The sequence below is a fragment of the Delftia sp. UME58 genome, assembly GCF_014170385.1.
GTDB lineage: Bacteria > Pseudomonadota > Gammaproteobacteria > Burkholderiales > Burkholderiaceae_C > Comamonas > Comamonas acidovorans.
The window spans coordinates 43445-69253 of the sequence record NZ_LZZV01000056.1; the positions used below are offsets into that span (position 1 = coordinate 43445).

Annotated in this window: 22 protein-coding genes, 2 pseudogenes and 1 CRISPR repeat array; of the genes and pseudogenes, 19 read left to right on the forward strand and 5 right to left on the reverse strand. The window is 64.5% G+C overall.

Annotated elements, in window-relative coordinates; genetic code table 11:
• Positions 1–17: 17 nt before the first annotated feature.
• The 5 genes from A9976_RS17700 (at position 18) to cas3f (ending at position 8006) form a co-directional block, all read left to right on the forward strand.
• Positions 18–1004: a cation diffusion facilitator family transporter gene (locus A9976_RS17700; protein ID WP_183020083.1), complete on the forward strand. Its 987-nt coding sequence runs from the start codon at positions 18–20 to the stop codon at positions 1002–1004.
• Entirely contained in the window at positions 1001–1471 is a 471-nt protein-coding gene (gene dtd, locus A9976_RS17705) for a D-aminoacyl-tRNA deacylase (protein ID WP_183020084.1), read from the forward strand. The genes A9976_RS17700 and dtd overlap by 4 nt, the downstream gene beginning before the upstream one ends.
• 129 nt (positions 1472–1600) lie before the next feature.
• Positions 1601–3379: a dipeptidase gene (locus A9976_RS17710; RefSeq protein ID WP_183020085.1), complete on the forward strand. Its 1779-nt coding sequence runs from the start codon at positions 1601–1603 to the stop codon at positions 3377–3379.
• A 119-nt stretch (positions 3380–3498) separates the two neighbouring features.
• The gene (cas1f, locus tag A9976_RS17715) at positions 3499–4521 is read left to right on the forward strand and encodes a type I-F CRISPR-associated endonuclease Cas1f (RefSeq protein ID WP_183020086.1); all 1023 of its coding nucleotides are present in this window, start codon (positions 3499–3501) and stop codon (positions 4519–4521) included.
• Positions 4518–8006 carry a type I-F CRISPR-associated helicase Cas3f gene (gene cas3f / locus A9976_RS17720; protein ID WP_183020087.1) on the forward strand — a complete coding sequence of 1163 codons (3489 nt, stop codon included), beginning with the start codon at positions 4518–4520 and terminating at the stop codon, positions 8004–8006. Before cas1f ends, cas3f begins: the two co-directional genes overlap by 4 nt.
• Positions 8007–8009: 3 nt before the next feature.
• Here cas3f and A9976_RS17725 read toward each other — a convergent pair whose 3' ends face one another.
• Positions 8010–8321: a HigA family addiction module antitoxin gene (locus tag A9976_RS17725; protein WP_183020088.1), complete on the reverse strand. Its 312-nt coding sequence runs from the start codon at positions 8319–8321 to the stop codon at positions 8010–8012.
• Positions 8322–8399: 78 nt separating this feature from the next.
• A complete protein-coding gene (locus A9976_RS17730) occupies positions 8400–8681 on the reverse strand; it encodes a type II toxin-antitoxin system RelE/ParE family toxin (RefSeq protein ID WP_183020089.1) in 282 nt (93 codons plus the stop codon).
• A gap of 166 nt (positions 8682–8847) precedes the next feature.
• On the opposite strand from A9976_RS17730, the gene csy1 reads away from it, so the two are divergent.
• Genes csy1 through cas6f form a run of 4 tightly spaced genes read left to right on the forward strand, consistent with a single transcriptional unit; the run spans position 8848 to position 12925 of the window.
• Positions 8848–10197: a type I-F CRISPR-associated protein Csy1 gene (gene csy1 / locus A9976_RS17735; protein WP_183020090.1), complete on the forward strand. Its 1350-nt coding sequence runs from the start codon at positions 8848–8850 to the stop codon at positions 10195–10197.
• A complete protein-coding gene (gene csy2, locus A9976_RS17740) occupies positions 10194–11270 on the forward strand; it encodes a type I-F CRISPR-associated protein Csy2 (RefSeq protein WP_183020091.1) in 1077 nt (358 codons plus the stop codon). The genes csy1 and csy2 overlap by 4 nt, the downstream gene beginning before the upstream one ends.
• A gap of 54 nt (positions 11271–11324) precedes the next feature.
• A complete protein-coding gene (gene csy3, locus A9976_RS17745; RefSeq protein WP_183020092.1) occupies positions 11325–12353 on the forward strand; it encodes a type I-F CRISPR-associated protein Csy3 in 1029 nt (342 codons plus the stop codon).
• A 5-nt stretch (positions 12354–12358) separates the two neighbouring features.
• On the forward strand, positions 12359–12925 hold the full coding sequence (cas6f, locus tag A9976_RS17750; protein WP_183020093.1) for a type I-F CRISPR-associated endoribonuclease Cas6/Csy4: 567 nt from the start codon (positions 12359–12361) through the stop codon (positions 12923–12925).
• A 130-nt stretch (positions 12926–13055) separates the two neighbouring features.
• Positions 13056–14163: a CRISPR direct-repeat array (repeat unit 28 nt; unit sequence GTTCGCTGCCGCATAGGCAGCTCAGAAA).
• A gap of 50 nt (positions 14164–14213) precedes the next feature.
• On the opposite strand, the pseudogene A9976_RS17755 reads toward cas6f, so the two are convergent.
• Positions 14214–14734, reverse strand: a pseudogene (locus tag A9976_RS17755) (integrase core domain-containing protein); the annotation flags it as partial.
• 90 nt (positions 14735–14824) lie between these two features.
• Here A9976_RS17755 and A9976_RS17760 point away from each other — a divergent pair.
• The 3 genes and pseudogenes from A9976_RS17760 (at position 14825) to A9976_RS17770 (ending at position 17130) form a co-directional block, all read left to right on the forward strand.
• On the forward strand, positions 14825–16027 hold the full coding sequence (locus A9976_RS17760; RefSeq protein WP_183020094.1) for a pyridoxal phosphate-dependent aminotransferase: 1203 nt from the start codon (positions 14825–14827) through the stop codon (positions 16025–16027).
• A 96-nt stretch (positions 16028–16123) separates the two neighbouring features.
• Positions 16124–16383 (forward strand): annotated as a pseudogene (locus A9976_RS17765) (SDR family oxidoreductase); the annotation flags it as partial.
• Positions 16384–16419: 36 nt separating this feature from the next.
• A complete protein-coding gene (locus A9976_RS17770) occupies positions 16420–17130 on the forward strand; it encodes a ribonuclease activity regulator RraA (protein WP_183020095.1) in 711 nt (236 codons plus the stop codon).
• Positions 17131–17409: 279 nt separating this feature from the next.
• Here A9976_RS17770 and A9976_RS17775 read toward each other — a convergent pair whose 3' ends face one another.
• Positions 17410–18297 carry a LysR family transcriptional regulator gene (locus A9976_RS17775; protein WP_183020096.1) on the reverse strand — a complete coding sequence of 296 codons (888 nt, stop codon included), beginning with the start codon at positions 18295–18297 and terminating at the stop codon, positions 17410–17412.
• A gap of 153 nt (positions 18298–18450) precedes the next feature.
• Between A9976_RS17775 and A9976_RS17780 the strand changes: the two genes are divergently transcribed.
• From A9976_RS17780 to A9976_RS17810, 7 genes are all read left to right on the forward strand, one after another.
• Positions 18451–18894 carry a VOC family protein gene (locus tag A9976_RS17780; RefSeq protein WP_183020097.1) on the forward strand — a complete coding sequence of 148 codons (444 nt, stop codon included), beginning with the start codon at positions 18451–18453 and terminating at the stop codon, positions 18892–18894.
• A 171-nt stretch (positions 18895–19065) separates the two neighbouring features.
• The gene (locus tag A9976_RS17785) at positions 19066–20385 is read left to right on the forward strand and encodes an MFS transporter (RefSeq protein WP_183020098.1); all 1320 of its coding nucleotides are present in this window, start codon (positions 19066–19068) and stop codon (positions 20383–20385) included.
• Between the two features lie 75 nt (positions 20386–20460).
• A complete protein-coding gene (locus A9976_RS17790; RefSeq protein ID WP_183020099.1) occupies positions 20461–21855 on the forward strand; it encodes an acetyl/propionyl/methylcrotonyl-CoA carboxylase subunit alpha in 1395 nt (464 codons plus the stop codon).
• The gene (pxpB, locus tag A9976_RS17795) at positions 21855–22583 is read left to right on the forward strand and encodes a 5-oxoprolinase subunit PxpB (protein ID WP_183020100.1); all 729 of its coding nucleotides are present in this window, start codon (positions 21855–21857) and stop codon (positions 22581–22583) included. The genes A9976_RS17790 and pxpB overlap by 1 nt, the downstream gene beginning before the upstream one ends.
• Positions 22576–23544, forward strand: coding sequence for a biotin-dependent carboxyltransferase family protein (locus tag A9976_RS17800; RefSeq protein ID WP_183020101.1), 969 nt, complete (start codon positions 22576–22578; stop codon positions 23542–23544). Before pxpB ends, A9976_RS17800 begins: the two co-directional genes overlap by 8 nt.
• Before the next feature lie 9 nt (positions 23545–23553).
• Positions 23554–24324, forward strand: a complete 771-nt coding sequence (locus tag A9976_RS17805) for a LamB/YcsF family protein (RefSeq protein WP_183020102.1) — start codon at positions 23554–23556, stop codon at positions 24322–24324.
• 16 nt (positions 24325–24340) lie between these two features.
• Positions 24341–24568, forward strand: a complete 228-nt coding sequence (locus A9976_RS17810; protein WP_183020103.1) for an acetyl-CoA carboxylase biotin carboxyl carrier protein subunit — start codon at positions 24341–24343, stop codon at positions 24566–24568.
• Positions 24569–24892: 324 nt separating this feature from the next.
• On the opposite strand, the gene A9976_RS17815 is transcribed toward A9976_RS17810, so the two are convergent.
• Positions 24893–25651: a sulfite exporter TauE/SafE family protein gene (locus tag A9976_RS17815; RefSeq protein ID WP_012203149.1), complete on the reverse strand. Its 759-nt coding sequence runs from the start codon at positions 25649–25651 to the stop codon at positions 24893–24895.
• Positions 25652–25809: the final 158 nt, after the last annotated feature.

Here is a 25809-nt window from a genome sequence, read left to right on the forward strand (position 1 = left end):
ACCTATCGCAGCGCAGCATGGCCGAATCCACTCCATCTACCGCCAACGCACCCGACTGGATGGCGCCGCACAGCCTGCTGCGCATCTCGGTGGTCGTGGCGCTGCTGACCATCGTGCTCAAGACCTTGGCCTGGTGGCTCACGGGCTCGGTGGGCCTGCTGTCGGATGCGCTCGAATCCTTCGTCAACCTGGCCGGTGCCGTGTTCGCGCTGACCATGGTCACCATCGCCAAGCGGCCGGCCGACACCGACCATCCCTATGGGCACCACAAGGCCGAGTACTTCTCTGCGGGCTTCGAGGGCATTCTGGTCATCGGCGCCAGCCTGGCCATCGCCTGGGCGGCGCTGGCGCGGCTGTGGAACCCGCAGCCGCTGGAGCAACTGGGCTGGGGCCTGGCGCTGTCCGTGGTCAGCTCCGCGCTCAACGGGCTGCTGGCCGTGGCCATGCTGCGTTCGGCGCGCCAGCACCGCTCCATGGCGCTGGAGGGAGATGCCCGCCACCTGCTCACCGATGTCTGGACCTCGGCCGGTGTCGTCATCGGCCTGATCGGTGCATCGCTGACGGGATGGCTGTGGCTGGACGCGGCCGTGGCCATCGGGGTTGCGATCAACATCTGCGTGCAGGGCGCGCAACTGGTCTGGCAGTCTTCCCAGGGCCTGATGGACCAGGCGCTGGACGCGCCCGAGCGCCTGCGCATCGACACCGTGCTGGACCGCCACGCGCACCGCGAGCAGGGCGTGGTCTTCGACAACATCTCCAGCCGGCGTGCCGGCGAGCGCAGCTTTGCCGACCTGCACATGCATGTGCCCGGCGACTGGAGCGTGGCCCGCGCTGCCCGGCTGCGCACCGAGATCGAGGCCGAACTGCTGCAGGCCGTGCCCGGCCTGTATGCGCGCATCGAGCTGCTGCCCCTGGGCATGCAGACCGCCATGGAAATCGCCATCGAGGCGGCAGGCCAGGCGGACACTCCTTCCCCCTCCACCGACAAGAACCCCAAACAATGATCAGCATCCTGCAGCGCGTGAAACATGCGCGCGTGGAAATCGACGGCCAGGTCGCCGGCAGCATAGGCCCCGGCCTGCTGGCCCTGGTCTGCGCCGAGCGCGGCGACACCGAGGCCGAGGCCGACAAGCTGCTGGCCAAGATGCTCAAGCTGCGCATCTTTGCCGACGATGCGGGCAAGATGAACCGCAGCGTGCAGGACCTGGACGGGCAGGGCGCCTGCGGGGGCCTGCTCATCGTCAGCCAGTTCACGCTGGCGGCCGATACCGGCGGCGGCAATCGCCCCAGCTTCACGCGCGCCGCACCACCGGCCGAGGGCGAGCGCCTGTACGACTACATCGTCCAGCGGGCGCGTGCCCTGCACCCCGAAGTCGCCACGGGGCGTTTCGGGGCCGACATGCAGGTGCACCTGCTCAACGACGGGCCTGTGACCATTCCGTTGTCGATCGCCCCGGCCGCGGCCACATAGCTGCCACAGACCTGCTGCAGACCTGCGGTTCTGGGGCGGATTCTGGCGCGATCTGCGAGCACGGCCTGGCCGGGAAAGGCTTGCAAAGCCCGTATTCTTGCGGCCTCAGCATTCATCGACAGACCGACCATGAAGAACCATCCGTTCAAAGCCTCCACCCTGGCCCTTGCCATGAGCATGGCCCTGGCGTGGAGCGGCGCGGCCGGCGCCGACACCCTCAGCAAGCCCGCGCTGGACGCGCTGGCCCAGGCCCAGCCCGCACCTGCCGACTTCGCCAGCTTTCTGAAACAGGCTGCAGCCGCCCAGCCCGTCATCGCCAAGGCCGTGCAGCGCCATGCGGCAGGCCAGGCGCTTGCGGGGGAGGACCTCGACCACATCGCCCGCCTGCTGGGCCTGTACACGCGGCTCACGCAGGAGCGGGCCGTGCTGGCCAGCATCGAGCGCATGGTCGCCCTGCCCACGGTGCGCGACCCCAAGGTGCCGCCGCACGAAAGCCCGGCCATCCTGGCCTTTGGCGAACTGGTGCAGCAGATGGCCAGGGACTTCGGCCTGCAGTACCGCAACGTGGACAACCGCATCTTCGAGGTCACCCTGCCTGCGAACGCCGGGGGAGCGGCAGGCGCTTCGGGCACCGATGAATTCGGCATCCTCACCCATGCGGACGTCGTGCCTGTCGTCCCCGCCGAATGGGTGCTGGATGGCCAGGCCATCGACCCCTTCAAGGTCACGCGCGTGGGCGACAAGCTCTACGGGCGCGGCACCATCGACGACAAGGGCTCCATCGCCACCGTGCTGTTCGCCATGAAGGCCGTCAAGGACAGCGGCCTGCCCCTGTCGCGCGGCATACGCCTCATGATCGAGACCACCGAGGAAACCGGCGGCGACGCCATGAAGTACTACCAGGGCAAGACCACGCTGCCCGCCTACAACATCGTGCTGGACAGCAAGTACCCCGCCGTCGTTGCGGAAAAAGGCTCGGGCGCGCTCAAGGCCGTGTTCGACGACGTGAAGACCGACTCCGCCCAGCCCGCCATCACCGCCATGGCCGGCGCCGCATCGGCCAACGCCATTGCCCAGACCGCCACGGCCACCATCACGGCCGGCGACGAGGCCGCCATCGAGGCCATCGCCGCGCGCCTGCAGGCGGCCAAGGGGGACTTCACCACCAGCTATGCAGGGCAGGGCGGGCCGTTCACCATCGACATCCAGCGCAGCGGCACGGCCGCCACCGTCAAGGTCACGGGCACATCGGCCCACGGCTCGCGTCCTGAGGAGGGCGTCAACCCCGTGCCGCGCCTGACGCTGTTCCTGCAGCAGGTGCTCATGCCCACCGATGGCGTGGCCCTGGTCCAGCCCAATGCCTACAGCAACGCCCTGCGCTACATCAACGGCGCCTTCGGCCTCGACTACTTCGGCAAGCAGCTGGGCGTTGCCTATGCCGACGACTTCATGGGCCCGCTGACCCTGTCGCCCAACCTCATCAAGGCGGCAGACGGCAAGCTGGAAATCACCACCAACGTGCGCATGCCGCGCGGCAAGACGCCCGAGCAACTGCGCACCGAAGTCGAGCAACGCATCACCCGCTGGAGCGCGGCCGCCAAGGTCCCCCTGACCCTGCAATACACCCAGGGCAACTGGATGGCGCGCGACCCCAAGGGCGCCTGGCTGTCCACCCTGCTCAACATCTTCGGCGACACCACGGGCCTGGACGCCAGGCCCGTGGCCACGGCCGGCAGCACCACGGCCAAGCTCATGCCCAACGCCATCAACTTCGGCCCTGCCATGCCCGGCAAGAAGTACACGGCGCACAACGCGCTCGAATACAAGGAGCTGCCCGACCTGCGCGCCGACATGCAGATGTTCACGGAAATGCTGGTGCGCATCGGGAATCTGAAACAGATGCAGTGACCCGCGCTGGCCATTGGAATGCAAAAGCGCCTTGTGAAAGCAAGGCGCTTTTTTTCATTCCTGGGAAAATGCAGCGAAGGGGATTGGGAAGTTGATGAAAATCCCTGCGGGAGGCATTCATGCAGGACATCAAGGGCCAGGATCTCAAGACCATTCTCCATTCCAGGCGCGCCAACATCTATTACCTCGAGCACTGCCGTGTCCTGGTCAATGGAGGGCGGGTGGAATACGTGACCGATGCCGGCAAGCGAAGCCTGTATTGGAATATCCCGATTGCCAATACCACCAGCATTTTGCTCGGTACGGGCACGTCCATCACCCAGGCGGCCATGCGGGAACTGGCCAAGGCTGGGGTGCTTGTGGGCTTTTGCGGCGGTGGCGGCACGCCTTTGTTCAGCGCCAATGAAGTCGATGTGGAAGTGGCATGGCTCACTCCGCAAAGCGAGTATCGCTCCACTGAATACCTTCAGGCCTGGGTCCAATTCTGGTTTGACGATGAACTGCGCCTGCATGCCGCCAGACAATTGCAGGCTTTGCGATTGCAGAGGCTGCAGCAGGAATGGGGTGCACGAGCCTTGCGCGAAGCAGGTTTTTCCGTGGACATGGAGCGCCTGAAGGCACTGGTGCAGCAATTTGCGGCGCTGATGGCCAATGCGCCCGATGTCATGACACTGCTGACCGATGAGGCACGGCTGACCAAGGCCTTGTTCAAGCTCGCCGTGGACGCCGTGGGATATGGCGAATTCACGCGCGCCAAGCGCGGCACGGGCACCGATGCGGCCAACCGCTATCTGGACCATGGCAACTACCTGGCCTACGGATTGGGCGCCACGGCCAGCTGGGTGCTGGGCCTGCCCCACGGCCTGGCCGTGCTGCATGGCAAGACGCGGCGCGGCGGCCTGGTGTTCGATGCGGCCGACCTGGTCAAGGATGCCGCCATCCTGCCGCAGGCCTTCCTGTCGGCCATGCGCGGCGACGACGAGCAGCAGTTCCGTCGCCAATGCATTGAGGCCCTTACGCGCAGCGAATCGTTGGACTTCATCATCGACACGCTCAAGCGCATTGCCGTCGACACGGCGCGCATGGCCGGCGCGCCCACGACGCCCACAACGCCCGGCGCTGCGCAGGAGGCCGACACATGAACGTGCTCTTCGTCTCCCGGTGCAGCAAGCGTGCCCTCACCGAAACGCGCCGCATCCTCGACCAGTTTGCCGAGAGGCGCGGCGAGCGCACCTGGCAGACGCCCATCACCGCGGCCGGGCTCGACACCGTGCGCAAGCTGCTGCGCCAGAGCGCGCGCAAGAACACCGCCGTGGCCTGCCACTGGATACGCGGGCGCGACCACAGCGAACTGCTGTGGATCGTGGGTGATGGGCGCCAGTTCAACGCCGAAGGCGCCGTGCCCACCAACACCACGGCCAGCAACGTGCTGCGCGCCGAAGATGAAAGCCACTGGCATCACCTGCCGCTGATCACGGCGCTGGCCGCTTTGGCTGCCCTGGTGCATGACCTGGGCAAGGCCACCCAGGCATTCCAGGACCGGCTGAACAATCCTGGCCTGCGCGAGCGCAACCACTACCGCCATGAATGGGTGTCGGTGCGGCTGTTCCAGGCTTTCGTGGGCGGCGACAGCGACGTGGCATGGCTGCAAAGGCTGGCAGCCTGTATGGATGAGGCCGCCGATGCCCAGGCCTTTGAGGCGCAATGGCTTGATCACCGCAGCGGCCGCCTTCTGCGCGATGGCCTGGACGAACCGCAGGCCAGCCAGCATCTGCCGTTCAAGGCGCTGCCGCCGCTGGCCACCGCCGTGGCCTGGCTGGTTCTGACACACCATCGGCTGCCCTGCATGCCGGTCGCTGCAGGCCGGCAGGAGTCCGACGACGAGCTGGAGCCCGACCGCCGCCAATGGTGCCGCTTCGGCGCGCGCCCGCGCTTCGTCAACAGCAATGAGATCGAGCAGCTGCTGCAGTGCATCAGCGCCGACTGGAACGAGCCGCGCGAGAAAGCCGATCCGGCGAAAGTGCGCTCCCATTGGGACTTCCCGCAGGGCCTTCCGGTGGCCACGGCCGCCTGGCGCAAGCAGGCGGCGCGCTATGCGCTCAAGCTGCAGGAACTGGCGGGCCGGTCGCTTGACGCTGCAAGCCTGGGCGATCCGTTCACGCTGCACCTCTCGCGCCTGTGCCTGATGCTGGCCGACCACCACTACTCCGGCATCGAGGACGAAGCGCGCCGCCGGCCTTTTCGCAATGCGACCTACCCGCTGTATGCCAACACCTTGCGAAAAAGTGCTGCGCCAGGCCTCTCGGCCGCGTTCAACCAGACACTGGACGAACATCTGCTCGGCGTGCAGGCCCATGCCACGCTGGTGGCGCGTTCGCTGCCCACGCTGGCGCGCAGCCTGCCGGCCCTGCGCAGCCATCGCGGCCTCAAGAAGCGCAGCAGCAACGCACGCTTCCAGTGGCAGGACAAGGCTGCCGACCTGGCCGCCAGCGTGCGCCACCGGGCCGCCGGCCAGGGCGGCTTCATCGTCAACATGGCCTCCACCGGCTGCGGCAAGACCCTGGGCAATGCGCGCATCATGAACGCCCTGGCCGAGCCGGGCTTGGGCATGCGCTGCGCCTTCGCCATCGGCCTGCGCACGCTCACGCTGCAGACGGGGCGGGTGTTCCAGAACGACCTGGGCCTGGGCGACGACCAGCTCGCCATCAAGGTCGGCGGCGCGGCCAGCCGCTCATTGTTCGAGTATTGGGAGGCCCGGGCCGAAGCCACGGGATCGGCCTCGCGCCAGGCTCTGCTCGACGAAGGCGGACAGGTGCTGTTCGACGGCAATGACCAGCACCCGCTGCTGCAGCGCCTGACCGACGATGCGCAGGTGCGCTCGCTGATCGCAGCGCCCGTGCTGGCCTGCACCGTGGACCACCTCACGCCCGCCACCGAAAGCCTGCGTGGCGGCCGCCAGATCGCGCCCATGCTGCGCCTCATGACGGGCGACCTGGTACTGGACGAGCCCGATGATTTCGACATGGCCGACCTGCCCGCGCTCACGCGGCTCGTGCACTGGGCGGGCCTGCTGGGCTCGCGCGTGCTGCTGTCCTCGGCCACCTTGCCGCCAGCGCTGGTGGAAGGGCTGTACCTGGCCTACCGCGCCGGGCGCGAGGTCTTCCAGCGCCATCGCGGCGAGCGGCCCGGCGAGCCCCTTGCCATCTGCTGCCTGTGGGTGGACGAATTCCACCAGCAGGCGCTGGACTGCGCCGATGGCGCAGGGTTTCGTGCAGGCCATGAAGGCTTTGTGCAAAGGCGCGTGGCCCAGCTCGCCAAGGCCGAGGTGCGGCGCCTGGCCGCCATTGCCGCATTGCCCCAGGGATGGCATGGGCTGGACCCGGCCGCGCGGCGGCGGGCTTTCGCCCGCATCGCGCTGGAGCACGCATGGCAGCTGCACCAGCAGCCGCGCAACCATGGCATCGATCCCGCCAGCGGCAAGCGCGTGAGCTTCGGCCTCATCCGCATGGCCAACATCGAGCCGCTGTTCGACGTGGCCGTGGCCATGTACGGCCAGGGCGCTCCCGCGCCGGGTGTGCGGGTGCACCTGTGCGTCTACCACTCGCAGTTTCCGCTGCTGGCGCGCTCCAGCATCGAGCGGCACTTGGACACCGTGCTGGACCGCCGCTCCCCCGACGGCGCAGACCCCATCTTCCAGAGGCCGGCCATCCGCGCATTGCTTGATGCCAACAATGAGGCCGATCACCTCTTCATCGTGCTCGGCTCCCCCGTCACCGAAGTGGGCCGCGACCATGACTATGACTGGGCCGTGGTCGAGCCCTCGTCCATGCGCTCGCTGATCCAGCTGGCCGGACGCGTGCGGCGCCACCGGCCGGGTGCGGTGCAGGAGGCCAACATGCGGGTGCTGGACAGCAACCTGCGCGCTTTCGAGCATCCAGGCAGGGCGGCATTCTGCAAGCCGGGTTTCGAGATGGAGCCGGTGGATGACAAGGCGGATACGGCGCGGTACTTCCACCTGCGCTCGCATGACCTGCAATCGCTGCTGGCCAAGCACACCAAGGGCGAGCCCCTCTGGCCCGTGGATGCCCGCGCACGCATCGAAGTGGCCAGGGAGCAGTTCCACCCGGCCAGGAACCTCGTGGACCTGGAACACGCCCGCATGCACGACACCATGCTGCCGCGCCCCGCAGACAGCCCGGATGCCACGCCGGTGCTGCGCGCCGCCAGCCTGCACTGGGCCAGCCCTGCCTGTTTCTGGTTCACGGGGCTGCTGCCGCAGTTCCAGCGATTCCGCTACGACCCGCTGCCGCGCGTGGATGTGGTGTTTCTGCCGGACGAGGAGGAAGAGGGCCTGCACCTGCACCGCGTGGTCGATGGCCAGCGGCGGGGCGACAAGCTCCATGTGCTGGTGCAGGACAGCCTGCTGCACGGGGAACCATTGGACCCACGGAAGGGCTCTGTCACTGCATGGGGGCAGGCCGACCTGATGCAGGAACTGTTAGCCCTGGCGGAGGGCAAGGGGCTGGCGCTGGATGCCTGTGCAAGCAAGTACGCCACGGCCAGCCTGCCCGACAAGGCACAGGGCTGGCGCTGGCATGACGTGCTGGGCTTTGTGGGCCGGGCCTGAGGATCAGGCGGTATGCAGCTGCATCGGATGAACCTGCCTCACGGACGCCTGCAACTCCTCGTTCAGCTCTGCCGTGCGCAGGTCGTAGGCGGTCTGAAGGTTCAGCCAGGACTGAGCGTCGCCCCCAAAAAAGCGGCTCAGCCGCAGCGCCGTGTCGGCCGTGATGCCGCGCCGCTCCAGCACGATGTCGTTCACGCGCGAGGCGGGAACGTGCAGGTGCCTGGCCAGCGCGTTGGCGCTCATGTCCATGGGCTTCAGGTAGTCCTCGCGCAGGACTTCACCTGGGTGTATGGGGCGCATGCCGTTTTTAAGCATGTCTTTCTCCTGTGCTCCTCATTGGGAGGCGCCGGTTCCCAATCTGCCTATGCGGCAGAGTTGGTGTGTCATTGCTCGTCAGTGGTAATCCACTATCTCTACGTCAACCACTCCCTTTTCCGTCCAGACAAAGCAGACGCGCCACTGGTCGTTGATGCGGATGCTGTGCTGGCCCTGCCGATCTCCCACGAGCATTTCCAGGCGATTGCCAGGAGGGCTGCGCAGAAATTCAAGTGTCACAGCCGCATCCAGCTGAGCCAGCTTGCGCTCCGCCACGCTCTGGATGTTGGCGAAGCGGCGGGTCTTGCCGCTGGTGAACAGGCGCTGGGTTTCCGGGCACTTGAAGGAAGTGATCGCCATAGGTCAGGAATTTTATACCGTTTACCGTTATTCGGTATATCTCTTTGCAGCAGAAAGGAAACGAAGCGCAGAGGAGCAAGACCACCCGTACCGTTCGTTGAAGGACATCGTTGCAGACCACGCAGATCGTGGGTTTGTTCTGAATTTCTTGCAAGGAGGAGAAGCAATGCCACCCACCCCAAGCGCCATGCGATGGCATGACGCCATCGCAACCTTCATCCAGGAGCGCCTCAAGGCCAAGCTGGACAAGTTGGCCGAAGACGACCTCAAACGACAGGAGCTGCTGGCTCAGCACCAGCGCGATACCTGGATGGAAGACGCCGCCCGCCGGGTGACGCAAATCCAGGCCGTGACCCACTCCCTCAAGCCCATGCACCCTGATGCGCGCGGCACCAATCTCTATGTGGAGCCGGCCAGCCTGCCCGTGCTGCAGGAACTGGGCAGCCATGCGCTGGGGCAGTCCTTCTCTGGCGATGTGGTGGGCAATGCGGCGGCGCTCGACGTCTACAAGTTCCTCAAGGTCGAGGTGGACGGCACCAGTCTGCTGGCCGCGTTGCTGGCGCAAGAGCCGGGCGCGCTCCAGGCCCTGCATGAGGACCCGCAGCAGGCCATGGGCTTGCGCGATGCCTTCGTCGGCCTGACCCAGCCGCGCGCGGGTGCACCCAGTTCGCACACGCGGGCCAAGCAGCTGTACTGGCTGACGGGCAGCGATGCCTGTGCCGATGCAGGCTATGAATTGCTGGCGCCGTTGTTTGCCACCTCGCTGGCGCATGCCGTGCATGCGCAGGTGCAGGAAGACCGCTTTGGCGAAAGCAACAAGGCGGCCCGGCAGGCGCGGCGCGAGCGCAAGGCGCATGACGGCGTCTTCCATGACTACCCTGGGCTGGCCGTCCAGAAGATGGGAGGGACAAAGCCGCAGAATATTTCCCAGCTCAACAGCGAGCGTGGCGGGGTCAACTACCTGCTGGCTTCGCTGCCACCGGTCTGGCGCAGCAGCGATGTACGGCTGCCGGTGCATGCCAGCTCCGTGTTCGACAAGCTGTTCATCGGCCGTCCCGAGGTGCGCAGCACGGTGCGCAAGCTGCGTGCCTTCCTTGCGACCGACCCGGAGCCCAACCTGCAAACGCGCGAGCGCCGCGAAGCCTTCATCGATGCGCTGATCGATGAAATGGTCTCGCTCGCAGGCGAAGTGCAGCAGGCCCTGCCCGCTGGCTGGAGCTGCGACTCGGAACGCTTCGGCAAGCTGGTGCGTGAAGAGCAATTGTGGCTGGACCCATTACGGGCCGAACTGCGCGATGAGGCGGATTTCGCCCGCGAATGGCTTTGGATGGACTGGCCTGCCGAGGTAGGCAAGCGCTTTGCCAACTGGCTCAACAGCCAGCTGTTCGGCCAGTTGCCCGTGGGCGACGCCGAGGCGCGCGTGTGGAAGAAAGAGCTGCTGACCGATGAGGATGGTTTTGTGCAGCAGTTGCGTGAACTGCGTAAACGGATTGAAGGCAGGGAGGACGCGCCATGAGCCAGTCTCCACAAGCGCTTCTCGTCTTCCCCCATCTGCGCGTCCAGAACGCCAACGCCATCTCCAGCCCGCTCACGCACGGCTTCCCCTCCATCACCGCCTTCACCGGCCTGATGTGGGCGCTGGAGCGCAAGCTGGCGCAGGCCGGCATCCCCTTGCGCCTGCACGCGGTGGGCGTAGTCTGCCACCACCATCAGGAGCAGGTCACGCAGGGCTATGTGCGTAGCTTCAACCTTACGCGCAACCCCGTGGACAAGGACGGCAGCACCGCCGCCATCGTGGAGGAAGGGCGCATCCACCTCGACATCTCCCTGGTCTTCGCCGTTTCGGAAAAACGCGCCGCAGGCGCTGCGGCCACGTTGGTGCAGAGTGCCGAGCCGCAGATGCAGCAATGGGCCGATGAAGCCGGGCAAATCCTGTCGCAAATGCGGGTGGCCGGCGGCAGCCTGCTGCCATCGCGCGCCGCGCCCGGCAGGCGCGTGCGCCCCAGGCTGTCCGTGCTGGCAGAGGACGCCACCGAGCGCAGCCGCCAGTTCCGAGAATGGCGGCGCCAGTGGCTGCCGGGCTTCGCCCTGGTGGGACGCGACGACCTGCTGGCCGACCGGCTGCACAGGCTGCGCGACAAAGCGGCGCACACCACGCTGCTCGACGCCTGGCTGCATACATCGCGCTTCAACCATGAGCCCGTGGCCGCCGCCGAAGGCCAGCCCCCGCCTGCCGATGGCAAACAGCCATGGGCAGACCCCTGGCGCGGCCCCGGCAGCGGCTGGATCGTGCCCGTGCCCGTGGGCTATGCGGCGCTCTCGCCATCACATGCCGCAGGCGAAGTGCTCAACGCCCGCGATGCCACCACGCCGCTGCGCTTCGTGGAGTCGGTCTACTCGCTGGGCGAATGGATCAGCCCGCACCGCCTCACCCATCTGGAGCAACTGCTGTGGCATGCGCACACCGATGAAAAGCGGGGCCTTTACCGCTGCCGCAGCGGCTACGTGCCAGACCCCGCAGCCGGGGCCGACCCTGACGACGCCGCAGCCCAGGAGCAGGAAGACGACGACAGCTATGCATACACCTGACCAGCGTCCTTGCACCGCCGCCTTTCACACCGTATTGCCAAAGGATTGAACACCATGTCCAGCACCCTCAAGACCGCATCCGTCCTCGCCTTCGAACGCAAGCTCGACCCCTCCGACGCCGTCTTCCACGCAGGCAACTGGGATGACCGGGCGGCCTCCGCCTCCTGGCCCTCCGTCAAGCTGCGCGAGAAATCCGTGCGCGGTACCATCTCCAACCGCCTCAAGACCAAGGATCAGGACCCGGCCAAGCTCGACGCTGCCATCGAGAACCCCAACCTGCAGACCGTGGACGTGGCAGCCCTCCCTGCCGATGCCGACGCGCTCAAGGTGCAGTTCACGCTGCGCGTGCTGTCTGGCGCGGGCACGCCGTCTGCCTGCAACAGCGCCGAATACCAGGCCAGGCTCGCGCAGGCCGTCCAGGCCTATGCCTCGGCCCAGGGCTTTGCCGAACTGGCCAACCGCTATGCGGCCAACCTGGCGAACGGCCGCTTTCTGTGGCGCAACCGCGTGGGCGCGGAAAGCGTGCAGGTACAGGTGGTGCAGCTCAAGGATGGCAAGGCCGGGCAGGCATGGTCGTTCGATGCCCTGGAGCAAAGCCTGCGCACCTTGGACAAGCCTGATGAGAAAGTGGCGGCGCTGGGCAGCGTGATCGCGCAGGGGCTTGAGGGCAAGGCCCATGTGCTGCTGCAGATCACGGCCTTTGTGCGCCTGGGCGCGGGCCAGGAAGTCTTTCCCTCGCAGGAACTGATCCTTGACAAGGGCAGCACCAAAAAGAGCAAGACGCTCTACCAGATCGGTGAAAAAGGCCAGGAGGTCGCCGCCATCCACTCCCAGAAAATCGGCAACGCCCTGCGCACCATCGACACCTGGTACGACGGCGCGCAGGACCTGGGCCCCATCGCGGTCGAGCCCTACGGCTCCGTCACCACCCAGGGCAAGGCCTGGCGCCAGCCCAAGCAAAAGCAGGACTTCTACACCCTGCTGGACGACTGGCTGCTCAAGGACAAGGTGCCGCCCGTCGAGCAGCAGCACTTCGTGATGGCCGTGCTGATCCGCGGCGGTGTCTTCGGCGATGCGAGCTGATGGCCATGACCTCGCACTACATCGACATCACGCTGCTGCCTGACCCGGAATTCAGCCACGCCCACCTGCTGGGCGCGCTGGTCGCCAAGCTGCACCGCGCGCTCGTGCAACTGGGCAGCTCCGACATAGGCATCAGCTTCCCCCGCTACAGCCTGCGCCCGCGCACCCTGGGCACCATCCTGCGCCTGCACGGCAGCGAGGCCGCGCTGCATTACCTGATGGGCCAGCCCTGGCTGCAAGGCATGCGCGACCATGTGCAATGCACGCAGCCAGCCCCGGTGCCGGACGACGCCGTGCCCTGCCTTGTGCAACGACGCCAATTCAAGACCAGCCCCGACCGCCTGCGCCGCCGCCGCATGCGCCGCAAGGGCGAAAGCGCCGAGCAGGCCGCTGCCGCCATCCCCGACAGCGTGGAGCGCACCCCGGACCTGCCTTATGTGCAACTGCGCAGCGCCAGCACCGGGCAGCCGTTTTGTCTGTTCATCGAACACAAAGAAGGGCAGGCCTCCGCAGGGCAGGGGGGCTTCAACACCTATGGGCTGAGCCTGGGGGCCTCTGTCCCCTGGTTCTGACCCTTTTTCAGGCGGCCGGTGGGGTCGCCTTTCAAATCAACGACTTGGCGACGCCTCGGGATTTTGGGGTATTTGCGGGTTGGGGGTGAAAGTTCTTTGAAAATCAATGGATTGGGAGGATTTTTGTCTTGTTCGCTGCCGCATAGGCAGCTCAGAAAAGCCAGGGCACCAGGTCGCGGTAACAGAGGTCGTTCGCTGCCGCATAGGCAGCTCAGAAATGACCGAAGCGATCCAAGGCACTGCCAAAGCAGTTCGCTGCCGCATAGGCAGCTCAGAAAGTTGTCCTGCCACGCGCCCGCACCATCGCTCAGTTCGCTGCCGCATAGGCAGCTCAGAAAGTGGGCGCCATGCAGGCCTACACCGCGATCCGGTTCGCTGCCGCATAGGCAGCTCAGAAAACCGACTACATCGTGCCTGGCAGCGTGCGCTTGTTCGCTGCCGCATAGGCAGCTCAGAAAATGAGCGCTTATGTCTGCTACGGCTGCGGATCGTTCGCTGCCGCATAGGCAGCTCAGAAATCTGGTGCAGTCGGGGCATCCAACGTGCCTGCGTTCGCTGCCGCATAGGCAGCTCAGAAAACCGAAGGCCGCGTAATGCCGCGCTACGTGATGTTCGCTGCCGCATAGGCAGCTCAGAAAAGAACAGGAAAAGTCTCATCGGTGAGACTAAAGTTCGCTGCCGCATAGGCAGCTCAGAAATGATCTATCGAGGGCGCACCGCCATCGATCCGGTTCGCTGCCGCATAGGCAGCTCAGAAATCGGTGATGTCCGGGAACATCGCATTGGACTTGTTCGCTGCCGCATAGGCAGCTCAGAAAAGCGCGATGCCGACGATGACCAGAGCAAGGGCGTTCGCTGCCGCATAGGCAGCTCAGAAAAGCCAGCGCCCCAGCCTTCGGAACGCACACGCGTTCGCTGCCGCATAGGCAGCTCAGAAAAGCGCGCCCGAGGTTGGGTTGTAGCTCTGGACGTTCGCTGCCGCATAGGCAGCTCAGAAAATCAAGCCGCTGGTCGTGCACGCCAGCGAGATGTTCGCTGCCGCATAGGCAGCTCAGAAATGTTGGCATTCGTGGGCTACGGCCTGCCGCCGGTTCGCTGCCGCATAGGCAGCTCAGAAAATCGACGTTCAGCTCGAGCCGGTCGATCTCGTGTTCGCTGCCGCATAGGCAGCTCAGAAATGCCACATGCGCTCGGGCGCGCCGGGGAAGTCGTTCGCTGCCGCATAGGCAGCTCAGAAAGGGATGGCTTCGGGGGAGGTGATGTTGCCCCCCGTATTCCCGACCCCGCCCTATTCGCAACAAAGCGCCTGGTCAGCCCCTGCAGCGTGTTGCCGCCTGAACTCCCGAGGCGACCGCATTTTCAGCGAAGAATGCGGATGCGCCTCGTTGAAGTGCTCGAAGGCCGCTGGCAGTTGCGGCAGTACCGTCCGCGCGTCACGCAGGTCCATGCGCGCCACATGGTCGCGCTTGAAGGTGTTGACGATGCTCTCGGCCATGCCGTTGCTCTGGGGGCAGCAGACGGGCGTGTTGTTGGCCTTCAGGCCTGGCGCGCGTGCCAGTGCCCTCGTTTCGGCGGCGGTGTAGGCACCGCCGCTATCGCTCAAGAATTGCAGCGCATGGGCAGCCGGGACTGCTTCGACCGAACCGAAGCGGTGTTCGACGGCCTCGATGAGCATCTCGCCGCGATAGACGCGTTTGGCATTGGCCCTCTGGGCGCCCGTGCCGTGCGCTGGCGGTTCACCAAGGCACAGGCACGTCGGCAGCCATAGCTGGGCAAGTCCGCAATCTCCTGGCATAGAGGGCGAATCACAATAATAAATTGAGCTTTTTAGAAATTTATATTGCTTTTTTTGCTGAGTTGTCGGGCCTAGGATGAATCTCTCCAAAGACGGGAAGAGACATGACACTCCTAGGAAATCTGCTGCAAGCAGTAAAGCCTTCCCCCACGCTGGCCATCACCAGACTGGCTGGTGAGATGCGTCGCGGTGGCATCGACGTGATTGGGCTTTCGCAAGGAGAGCCGGATTTTTCCACCCCGGACCACATCAGCGCTGCCGCCAAGGATGCCATCGATGCGGGTGCCACGAAGTACACCGACGTCGACGGCACGCTTGAGCTGAAACAGGCCGTCGCGCGCAAGTTCGAGCGGGACAATCAGCTGAGCTACAAGCCCGCTCAAATCAGCGTGGGCACGGGCGGCAAGCAGGTGCTGTTCAATGCCTTGATTGCGACACTAAATCCTGGCGATGAAGTCATCGTGCCGGCGCCGTACTGGGTTTCCTACCCTGACATGGTTCGCCTGGCCGGCGGCACCCCGGTGGAGGTGATCTGTGGAACCGAGCAGAACTTCAAGTTGACCGCCGCCCAACTGCGCAAGGCAGTCACTCCTCGGACCAAGTGGCTCATTCTCAACTCGCCAAGCAACCCCACGGGGGCCGGCTACTGTGCGGATGAACTGCGGGAACTGGGTGAAGAGCTGCTTCGCCATCCTCACGTCTACGTGCTTACCGACGACATGTATGAGCACCTGCGCTATGACGGCTGGGAGTTCTCCACCATTGCCAGCGTGGTCCCTGAACTCTATGACCGGGTTCTGACGGTCAACGGCGTATCCAAGGCATACGCCATGACTGGCTGGCGCATCGGCTATGCAGGCGGCCCGCAACACCTCATTGCGGCCATGGCGACCATCCAATCCCAAAGCACAAGCAATCCATGCTCGATTGCCCAGGCCGCAGCCGTCGCTGCCTTAGACGGTCCGATGGAGTTCCTGGCCGAGCGGAACCAAGTGTTCGCGCAGCGCCGTGACCTTTGCCTCGATGCATTCCATGCCACCCCGGGGCTCCACTGTCGCCGGCCTGAAGGCGCCTTCTACCTGTTCCCGAACTGCAGCGGCCTTGTGGGCAAGACCACCGAGAAGGGCGAGCACCTGAACAACGACGCAGACATCAGCCGCTTCTTGCTCGAGCAGGGCCGTGTCGCAGTCGTTCCTGGCAGCGCGTTCGGTGCAGGGGGCTACTTCCGCATTTCATTCGCAACCGCTACGGAGCGACTGGAAGAAGCGTGCCGCCGCATCCGCACCGCCTGTGAATCACTGAAGTAAGGAGACTGGCCATGGATTTGGGAGTCAACGGAAAGCGCGCGCTTGTGATGAGCGCAGGCGGGGGATTCGGCAGTGCCATTGCTCTGTCACCCGCTCGCGACGGGCGTGATTGCACCCATTCCGAATTTGGCCCTCTCAAACGCGACACGCATCTCTTTGGTGGGCTGGTCCAAGAGCCTCGCGAAGGACGCGAAGCGGCTGTGATTGAAGCCGAAAGCAAGGCAGCGATCCCTGCCGGCCGCCATGGAGCGCCGCAGGAGTACGCAGACGTCGTCACGTTCCTCGCCAGCGCACGCGCCTCCTATGTCACCGGCTCCACCACCCGGGTGGACGGCGGCTTGATTGCCAACATCTGACCTGTCCGACTTCCAACCAACGTAGACGGAGACCTTATGACCACTCTCTGCGACGCAGAAGCCTTCAAAGCCCTGGAAGGTGTTACGACCGCGACCCTGACCACTGTTCTTCTGAAGAAGGGGCTGCGCAATGTCTTCATCCGTGGCGCCGCTCCTCTGGCACCTGGCTTGCCGCGTATCGTGGGTCGTGCCTTCACGGTGCGCTTCGTGCCTGCTCGTGAAGACCTCGCCACGCCGGAATCTTGGAGCAACCCAAAATCGACCCGTGCAGCCATCGAGCGGATGCCCGCAGGCTGCATCGCAGTGGTCGATGCAAATGGCGTGAAGGATGCAGGCTTCTGGGGCGACATCCTGTGCGCGCGAATGGCGCAACGTGGCGTGGCCGCGTTGGTGAGCGACGGCGCCGTGCGTGACCTCGCAGGCGTGTTGTCGACGAAGCTGCCTGTCTGGGCCAGCGGCGCGGCTGCTCCTCCGTCTGTTGCAGCCCTCACGTTCGTTGATTGGCAGCAGCCCGTTGGCTGCGGTGGCGTCGCGGTGTTCCCGGACGACATCATCGTCCTCGACCAAGATGGCGGCGTTCTGGTTCCCGCTAGTCTCTTGCAGGAAGTGGTCGCCCAAGCTGTTGAGCAGGAGCGCCTGGAGGGCTGGATTATGGAAGAGGTCCAAGGAGGGGCCGTTCTTCCAGGCCTGTATCCGCCGAACGCCGAAAACAAGGCCCGCTACGAGGCGTTCAAGAACAAGGCCTAAGGCGCGAATCCACGCAGCTCTACGGGGCTGTTGGGCGCCTGCTTTTTTACTGGACTGTCCGCCGAAGGGTAGTATCGTCTGGGCCATTCGGGCCTCCCAGCACGATGCCCGAGTCACGGTCCGGTTCGCGTCGAGATAGTTCCCCTGTGGCCAGGGCATCGAAATGTCGTGCGTCATGGCCGAGGAAGTCGAGGGCGCGCGCAAATATCCCCTCGTCCTGCCAAGAGATGCTGCGCACGATGCATGCGGTACGTCGCGCTTGGAAGCGAAGGTTGCCATTCACTTTTCGTCAGGCTGCGCTGCACCGTAAGCGTCCGTGATGAGGTGGGCGAGCGAGCGCGACGCGTCGCTCATGTTCCGCTTGCTGCGATGGACCAGTCCAATGTCACGGTGGAACGTGTCCTCTCCCAAGTCGATAACCCGCACTGCTGCTGGCCAGCGGCGATTGCGCATCGCCTGGGGAACCAAGGAAACTCCAAGCCCCAGGGCCACCAGTCGAATCAGGGCGTCCAGCTCATCGGCCTCGCACACATCTCTGACCGGAATGTGCTCCTTGCGGAGGAACCGCTCGACCTGGCGGCCGGCGAGCGACTTCCTGTCGTACCGGACAAACGGCATGGTCATGAGCAGCTCACGCCAGCTCAGGTCTGGGGCGTTCCGTGGAACGATGAGTCGAAATGGTTCCTTGGCCAGCGTCGTCCACCGGAGGTCACTGTGAAGAGAGAACGGAGGTCGGATGACGACGGCCATCTCCAACTCGCCAGCATCCACCAAGTTGGTCAGATCCATCGATAGTCCCGGCACGAGCCGGGTCCGACTGTCAGGGAACTGGCGATGAAACTTGGCCAGGGCTTCAGGCAACAGGTAGGACTGAGCCGAGGCGATGGCGCCGATGTTGAACTTGATGGAGGTCTGGGGGCCGACTGTCCCAGTGCAGAGTTCTGTGTAGAGCTGAATCAGCTGTTCAGCCTGAACGACCATCTGATGTCCGCGGTCATTGAGCCGTGCGGTGCGTCCGGAGCGGTCGAAGAGGTCGTACCCGACCTCAGCCTCCAGGCGCTGCATCTGGGCACTGATGGCTGATTGCGTCAGGCCAATCTTGTCTCCAGCCGCTGAGAAGGTGCCCTCCCGAGCGACAGCCAGAAGTGTTTTTAGTTCTCGAATCATGGGGTGTCCTCGCTAGCGGGGCCAGGTTGGCAAAGCCTTTGGCTACCGGTATTGCACAAATAAAATTTGTGAAAAGCCAGAATATAAATTGCTTTTTTTCTTGTGTCGGGGTGGATATCGTATGACCCGTATCAACACAATTCCGCGAATAGTATGCTGACCCCCACGACCAATCCTGCGATGTTGTCACCCTTCCACGTCGCATTTCCTGTGCACGACCTGGAGCTCGCCCGCAAGTTCTACGGCGAGACCCTCGGCTGTCCGGAGGGCCGCAGCTCTCCCGACTGGATTGACTTCAACTTCTACGGTCACCAAATCGTTGCCCACCTGGCGCCAGGCGAAGCAGGTACTGCCCAGCTCAACGCCGTCGACGGTCACGGCGTGCCCGTTCGCCACATGGGCATCGTTCTGCCCCGCGAAGAGTGGGACGCAATGGCCGAGCGCCTGAAGGCCAAGGGCATCAAATTCATCATTGAGCCCTACATCCGCTTCAAGGGCGAAGTGGGCGAGCAAGCCACGATGTTCTTCCTGGACCCGTCTGGCAACGCCATGGAGGTCAAGGCTTTCTCAAACATCGAAATGCTCTTCGCCAAGTAAGCGGCGAATCTTTCTGGTTGAGGTCTTCCGTCGCAGCGAGGGCCTGGACAGCCGGTACAGCCCGGCCACAAGCGTCACCGGCTTTCGGCTTCCGAGCAAGGAGCTGAAGCACTGCTGCGCTCATCTCTCGTCATTAAAGAGCTATCAAGCCACCTGAGAGGAGACAAAAAAATGTCCACCCATGTTCAAGCCGGGGCAGCTTCTGCTGCATCCGCAAATCCTGAGGCGCGCTCTGCTGCGCGCAAAGCAGCCCTCGCTGCCCTTGTCGGTACTGCAATCGAGTACTACGAGTTCGGCATCTATGGCTACATGGCCGCAACTATCGGGCCCCTGTTCTTCCCATCCACTGACCCGACAGCCTCGCTGCTTGCAATCCTTGCAGTGTTTGGCAGCGCCTTCGTGATGCGGCCCGTCGGCGGCATTGTTCTGGGGCGACTGGGTGACCGAATCGGCCGAAAGGGCATCCTGCTGGTCACCGTCATCGGCATGGGTGTCGCGACGGCTGCCATCGGCATGCTTCCCGTGACTGCCTCGATTGGCCTGGCAGCACCTGTCCTGTTGGTGCTCATCCGGCTCATACAAGGTTTTTTTGCAGGTGGTGAAGTCACTGGCGCAGCTGCATATGCCGTTGAATCTGCGCCCGCTGGAAAGCGCGGCTACTACGGTGCGTTCACGCCTGTCGGTGTCGCCATCGGCGGCGCCGTCGCGGCCATCACCTGCGGCTCGGTCTCGGCACTGCTGAGCCCGCAGGAGATGCAGGATTACGGCTGGCGCATTCCATTCCTCCTGGCCATTCCGATGGTCATCATCTCGGCGCTGGTTCGCCGGAGCATTGAGGAGTCCGCCGCCTTCAAAAACTTCCAGGCACATAACGAGCCGCCCAAGGCGCCGCTGCGCGAGGTCCTCACGAAGTACCGTGGCGAAGTGGCAAAGGTCACCATCCTGGCTTTCGGTCAGAACGTTGGTTACTGGGTTGGATTGGTGTTCATGAACATCTACCTGACCACCTACCAGAAGTTCGACAAAACGTCGGTGTATTGGCTGATGGCTGCAGTAAGCCTCACCATGGCCGCGCTGATGCCGATGTTTGGTGCGTTGTCCGACCGACTGGGCCGCCGCAAGGTCCTGGGCATTGGCTTCGTCGGCTACATGCTTTTAGTGCTGCCGATGATGATGATGATGTCCAAAGGTAGCTTCCTGCTCGCGGCCATCGGCATGTTCCTCATCGCGCTGCCGCTGCCTGTCGTTCAGTCCGTGGGATACCCCACCTACGCTGAGCAATTCCCGACCCGCGTGCGCTACACCGGCATGGCCTTCAGCTTCAATATCGGCGCCATTCTGGGCGGAGGGCTTACCCCGTATCTCGCCACGTCACTCATCGCCCATACGGGCGACCTGCAATCGCCCGCCTATCTGCTCATCGGGGCGGCGGTCATCAGTCTGCTTGCAGTTCTCGCACTTCGTGAAACCTCGCGTTCGAAGCTCGATTGAGCTGCAGTGAAATGCCGACGCCAGGGCCCGCGCAGTCCTGGCCTTGCCGTCGGCTTTGAAAATGGAGCAATCACCATGATTAAGAACGTTCTCATCGCCAACCGCGGTGAAATCGCCTGCCGCATCATCCGCGCGTGCAAGGCATTGGGCATAGGCACGGTCGCCGTTTTCTCGGATGCCGACGCCAACGCCCTGCACACCAAACTCGCCGACAAGGCTATCCACATCGGAGCAGCTCCCGCGACGCAGAGCTACCTGGACATGGACAAGGTGCTGCAGGCGGGCATCCAGGCAAAGGCCGATGCAGTTCATCCGGGCTACGGCTTTCTGTCTGAGAACACAGATTTCGCCCGCGCGGCCGAGCAGGCCGGACTGACCTGGATCGGCCCTGAGCCTGACACTATTGTTGCCATGGGCGACAAGCAGCGTGCTCGCGAGATTGCCAGGCAATATGGCGTGCCGGTGCTGCCGGGGAGCGAGCGGCTGGCGCCTGGCCAGACCGAACTATGGCATGAGCAGGCCCGTTCCCTGGGCTTTCCCCTTCTTGTGAAGGCGGTAGGCGGCGGCGGTGGCATCGGCATGAAGCGTGTTGACACGCCCGAGGCTCTCGAGGCGACCGTCGCCAACGCACAAGGCGTTGCCGCAAAGGCATTCGGCCAGGCCGAGGTTTACTTGGAGCGATACGTCGCCCGTGCTCGACACATCGAAATCCAGGTGTTCGGCTATGGCGACGGCCATGCTGTCCACCTCTTCGAGCGAGAGTGCTCCGTCCAACGCCGTTTCCAGAAAATCATCGAGGAAAGCCCGGCCCCTGGCGTACCTGCCGAAGTGCTGCAACGGATGGCCGATGCCGCCGTGGCACTTGCGGCGGGCCAGCGCTACCGTGGGGCGGGTACCGTCGAGTTCATCATGGACGCAGCCACACAGGAGTTCTTCTTCCTGGAGATGAACACGCGCATCCAGGTGGAACACGCGGTCACCGAAATGATTACCGGCTGGGACCTGGTCCAGCAGCAGATTCTGCTGGCCGGCGGCGCTACGCAGCGCCGCGAGCAGTCCGACATCAGACGCGGCGGCGCAGCCATCGAGGTCCGCATCTACGCTGAGAACCCGGCGAAACAGTTCCTGCCGTCGCCTGGCGAGCTCAAGCGTTTCGAGCTTCCCGCTGCTGCCGCCCATCTTCGGGTGGACTGCGGCGTTCAAGAGGGTGACCGCATCACGCCCTACTACGACCCCATGATTGCGAAGCTCATCAGCTTTGCGGATGACCGGTCGGCCGCCATTGTGGGGCTCGACGAAGCACTCCAAGGTGTGCACATTGAAGGCATCCAGAACAACGTGGCATTCCTTCGGGCCGTACTTGCGCACGAGGAATTCACGGCGGGCCGTGTCGATACCGGCTTTGTCGAGCGTGACCGAGCGGCACTTTTGGCCGCCATGCAGGCCGTGGCTGCTGAAGAGGTGGCGTGATGAGCGCACCGGCAAGCGTCGACTCTCGACTGCGTCCCATCGGGGAGACCTGCCTTTTCGTGAAGTTCGGCGATGTACTCAGTGTGGACGCCAACCGCAAAGCTTGCAGCTTCGTGACGGACGTCCAGGCGGCTGGCTGGAACTTCATCACCGACGTGGTTCCCTGCTTCCTGGGTGTGGGACTGCACTACAACCCGGTGCAGGTACCCGTTCAATCGGGCGAAAGCCCTCTTGGGGCACTCCGCCGTATGGTGGCGGCCCTGGTCGCTGCTGCAACTGAAACCGGAACCCAGAACACCCGCGTGGTCGAGATTCCAGTTTGCTACGGCGGAGAGTTTGGCCCCGACCTGGACGAAGTAGCCCTGGCTGCAGGGCTTCGTGCCATCGATCTGGTTTCCAGGCACTGCGAGACCACCGGCCATGTGTTCCTCGTGGGATTTGCTCCTGGCCACCCCTACATGGGCCTCTGGGGCAGCGAGTTCATGCTGCCCCGCCGCAGCACGCCCCGCACCCGCGTCGCGTCGGGCTCGGTAGCCGTAGCCAACCGCCAGTGCGTCATCTATCCGTTCGACCTGCCTGGAGGCTGGAATGTCATCGGCCGGACCCCGCTCACGCTGTTTGATGCCAGCGCAAAGGAGCCTTGCCTGCTCGCCCCCGGCGACCAGGTCCGCTTCATCCCCATTTCTCCAGAAGAGTTCGCTGCCCGGCAGCCGTCCAATCATGTCTGAGTCCAGCTCCAGTATCGAGGTCTTGAAGCCAGGCGCCTACACGACGGTGCAAGACCTCGGTCGCACCGGCTACCAGCACCTCGGTGTCCCCGTGTCGGGAGCCATGGACGAAGTGGCGCTTCGCTTGGCCAACTCATTGGCAGGCAATTCGGCTCATGCAGCGGCGCTGGAGGCCACCCTCATGGGCCCGGCTCTCCGATTCAGTGCGGATACCGTCATCGCGTGCTGTGGTGCCGACCTGTCCGCTTCTGTTGATGGCATGGCCGTGCCGCTGGCAACAGCTTTCCCCATCAAGGCAGGAGCCATTCTTCAGTTCGGGCGCAAGGTGTCGGGCGTGCGCAGCTACCTGGCGGTCCAGGGAGGTTTTTCGGTGCCCGACGTGATGGGCAGCTCAAGCACCTATGCACGCGCTGGCTTTGGCGGGTTCGGCGGTAGAGCACTGCGCAAAGGCGATGTCCTGCACTTCAAGTCCGCTGTACCAAGCATTCCTGAACGGAGCCAAGCTGCTTTGTCTGCCGAGACTGCTTTGCTGGCGGCAATGGTCAGCCAGGGGCCAATTCGGGTGGTCGCAGGTCCGGAGTGGGATGAGTTCACTCCCGCAGCGCGCGAGCAATGGCTGGGCCAGGCGTGGCGAATAAGCGCTCAGTCCGACCGCATGGGCTATCGCTTCGAGGGTGCCGTGCTCGCACGGAACACGCAGTCCAGCATCCTGTCCGAGCCCGTGACCTTCGGTACCGTTCAAGTGCCTCCCGATGGTCAACCCATCGTCCTGATGGCTGAACGGCAGACGACGGGCGGCTATCCCCGCATTGCGAATGTCATCGCGGCCGACCTGTTCCGCCTCGCCCAGTGCGCTCCTGGTGACCACGTGAGGTTCGTCCTGGTCGACATGGACACTGCTCAGCAGTTGCTCATCGAGCGTGCAAATCTCTTCAAGGCCCTGGAGGCCAGCTTCCCCTGAAAGAGCACGATGAAAAGTCTGGATTTGAATTGCGACCTGGGCGAAGGCTTCGGTGTCTACCAGGTCGGCGATGACGAGCAATTGCTCCAATACGTCACCTCGGCGAACGTCGCCTGTGGCTTCCACGCTGGCGACCCCAGCACCATGGCGAAGACCGTGCGTCTGGCGGTCGCTTCGGGGGTCTCCGTGGGGGCCCACCCAAGCCTTGCCGACCTGCAAGGCTTTGGCCGGCGCGAGATGGTCGTGTCTCCCGCGGAGGTCTACGACGCCGTGGCCTATCAGCTGGGTGCCTTGAAAGCCATCGCGAAAGCTGCTGGCACAAGCGTCCGGCACGTCAAGGCACACGGCGCGCTCTACAACATGGCTGCCAAGAACGAGCAGTTGGCTGAGGCCATCTCTCGGGCCGTGAAGGACGTGGACAGTTCGCTGGTCTTCTATGCACCCGCTGGGACACTGTCGGTCACCGTGGCCCGCGACGTGGGCCTGCGCGTGTTGTGCGAGGTGTTTGGCGACCGCACGTACCAGGACGACGGAACCATCACGCCGCGAAAGCTCCCGCGGGCAATGATTGCCAGCCTTGATGAATCGGTGGCGCAGGTGAAGAACATGCTGCAGGACGGCTTCGTGCGTTCACTCTCGGGGCGCGAAATTCCCATCGAGGCAGACACGCTCTGCATACACGGCGACCAGCCTGGGGCAGTTTCTTTCGTCAAGGGCTTGCGGGAGGCTCTGATTGCCGCTGGCGTGACGCTCTCTGCACCCTCCAGTACGTCCCACTGATTTGCCAGGAGACACCATGTTTCAAAACACCCTCTTCGCCGAAGTCGGCGGCACCGTTGCAAAAATCGTTGCGCCGGTCGGCTCTCACGTCAACGCGTTCGATGAAGTTCTTGTTTTGGAGTCCATGAAAATGGAGTTCTCCGTCGGAGCCCCCAGCAGCGGCACTGTGCTGGAGGTTTTGGTCACCGAAGGAGATGTCATTGCAGAGGGCCAAGCACTTGCCGTGATGGAATGCCCGGAGTAACCGATGCTCGCGGCGCACCGCTGGACAGTCGTGGTGGGCTGGCGCGCTCGGCTGACGTAGCGGCCTTGCGGCAACGAGCGCCAGACCACCGGGCCTGCAGTGGATGCCCTGGTTCGCTACCGCACAGGCAGCTCAGGGCCAATCCGGTTCGGCGCAGCGTGTTTCGATCAGGGCAACCAGCCCCGTTTCTGCGCTGGCAAGCCCTGGCCCCGCCACACAGCGGCTCTCAGCCAGGCACGGACGCGGCGACGCCGGAGAAATCCACTGGCAAGCGCGTATCAAAGACAGCGCGGAGTGCCGTGCCGAAGATGTAGCTTTCTGGCCTCACTGCCTCCAGAAAAACACCCCCGCCATCACCAGCCCCGTCAGCACGATGCCCGCGCGCAGCCATTCGGGCGGGATGCGGCGCGCCAGGCGGGCGCCGCCGTAGCCGCCTGCGGTGGCGGCGATCATCATGACCAGTGCCTGCTCCCATTGCACGACGCCGCCGGCCGCATAGATGGCGACGGCAATGGCCGTGAGCAGGGCGGAGACCAGGTTCTTCATGCCGTTCATGGCATGCAGCCTGGTCTGGCCCAGCAGGCCGAACAGGGCCAGCAGCAGGATGCCCAGGCCGCCGTTGAAGTAGCCGCCGTAGATGGCCACGGCCAGCATGCCGGCGCCGGCCTTCAGGGGAGATGCATGGGCGGCATGCTCGGCGCTGCCGCGCGACGCCATGCGCCTGAGCTGGGGCGCGAAGGCGAACATGGCGGTGGCGGCCAGCAGCAGCCAGGGGACGACCTTGCGGAACAGGTGGTCGGGCGTGACCAGCAGCAGGGCCGCGCCCAGAGAGCCGCCGATGAGCGACAGCACGATCACGCCGCGCATGCCCAGGCCGGGCGGCGGCTCCATGTCCTGCCGGAAGCCCCAGGCACCGGCCATGTAGCCGGGCAGCAGGGCGACGGTGCCGGTGGCGTTGGCGGCCACGGGCGGCACGCCGGTGAAGACCAGGGCGGGCAGGGTGAGGAAGCTGCCGCCTCCGGCGACGGCATTGAGCGCGCCGGCCACGAAGGCGGCGCTCATGAGCAGGGCGATGTCCCACATGGGTGTTGTCTCCTCCTGGGGCGCCGCATGGATGGGCTGCGGGCCCTTGTTCTGATGGCTTGGGGCAGGGCCGATCTTAGGGGCAGGAGAGGGCACCGGATGTCGCCCCGGTGCGTCAGAAAGTCAGGGCTGTTTTGCGCAAAAGTGCCTTCCGGGAA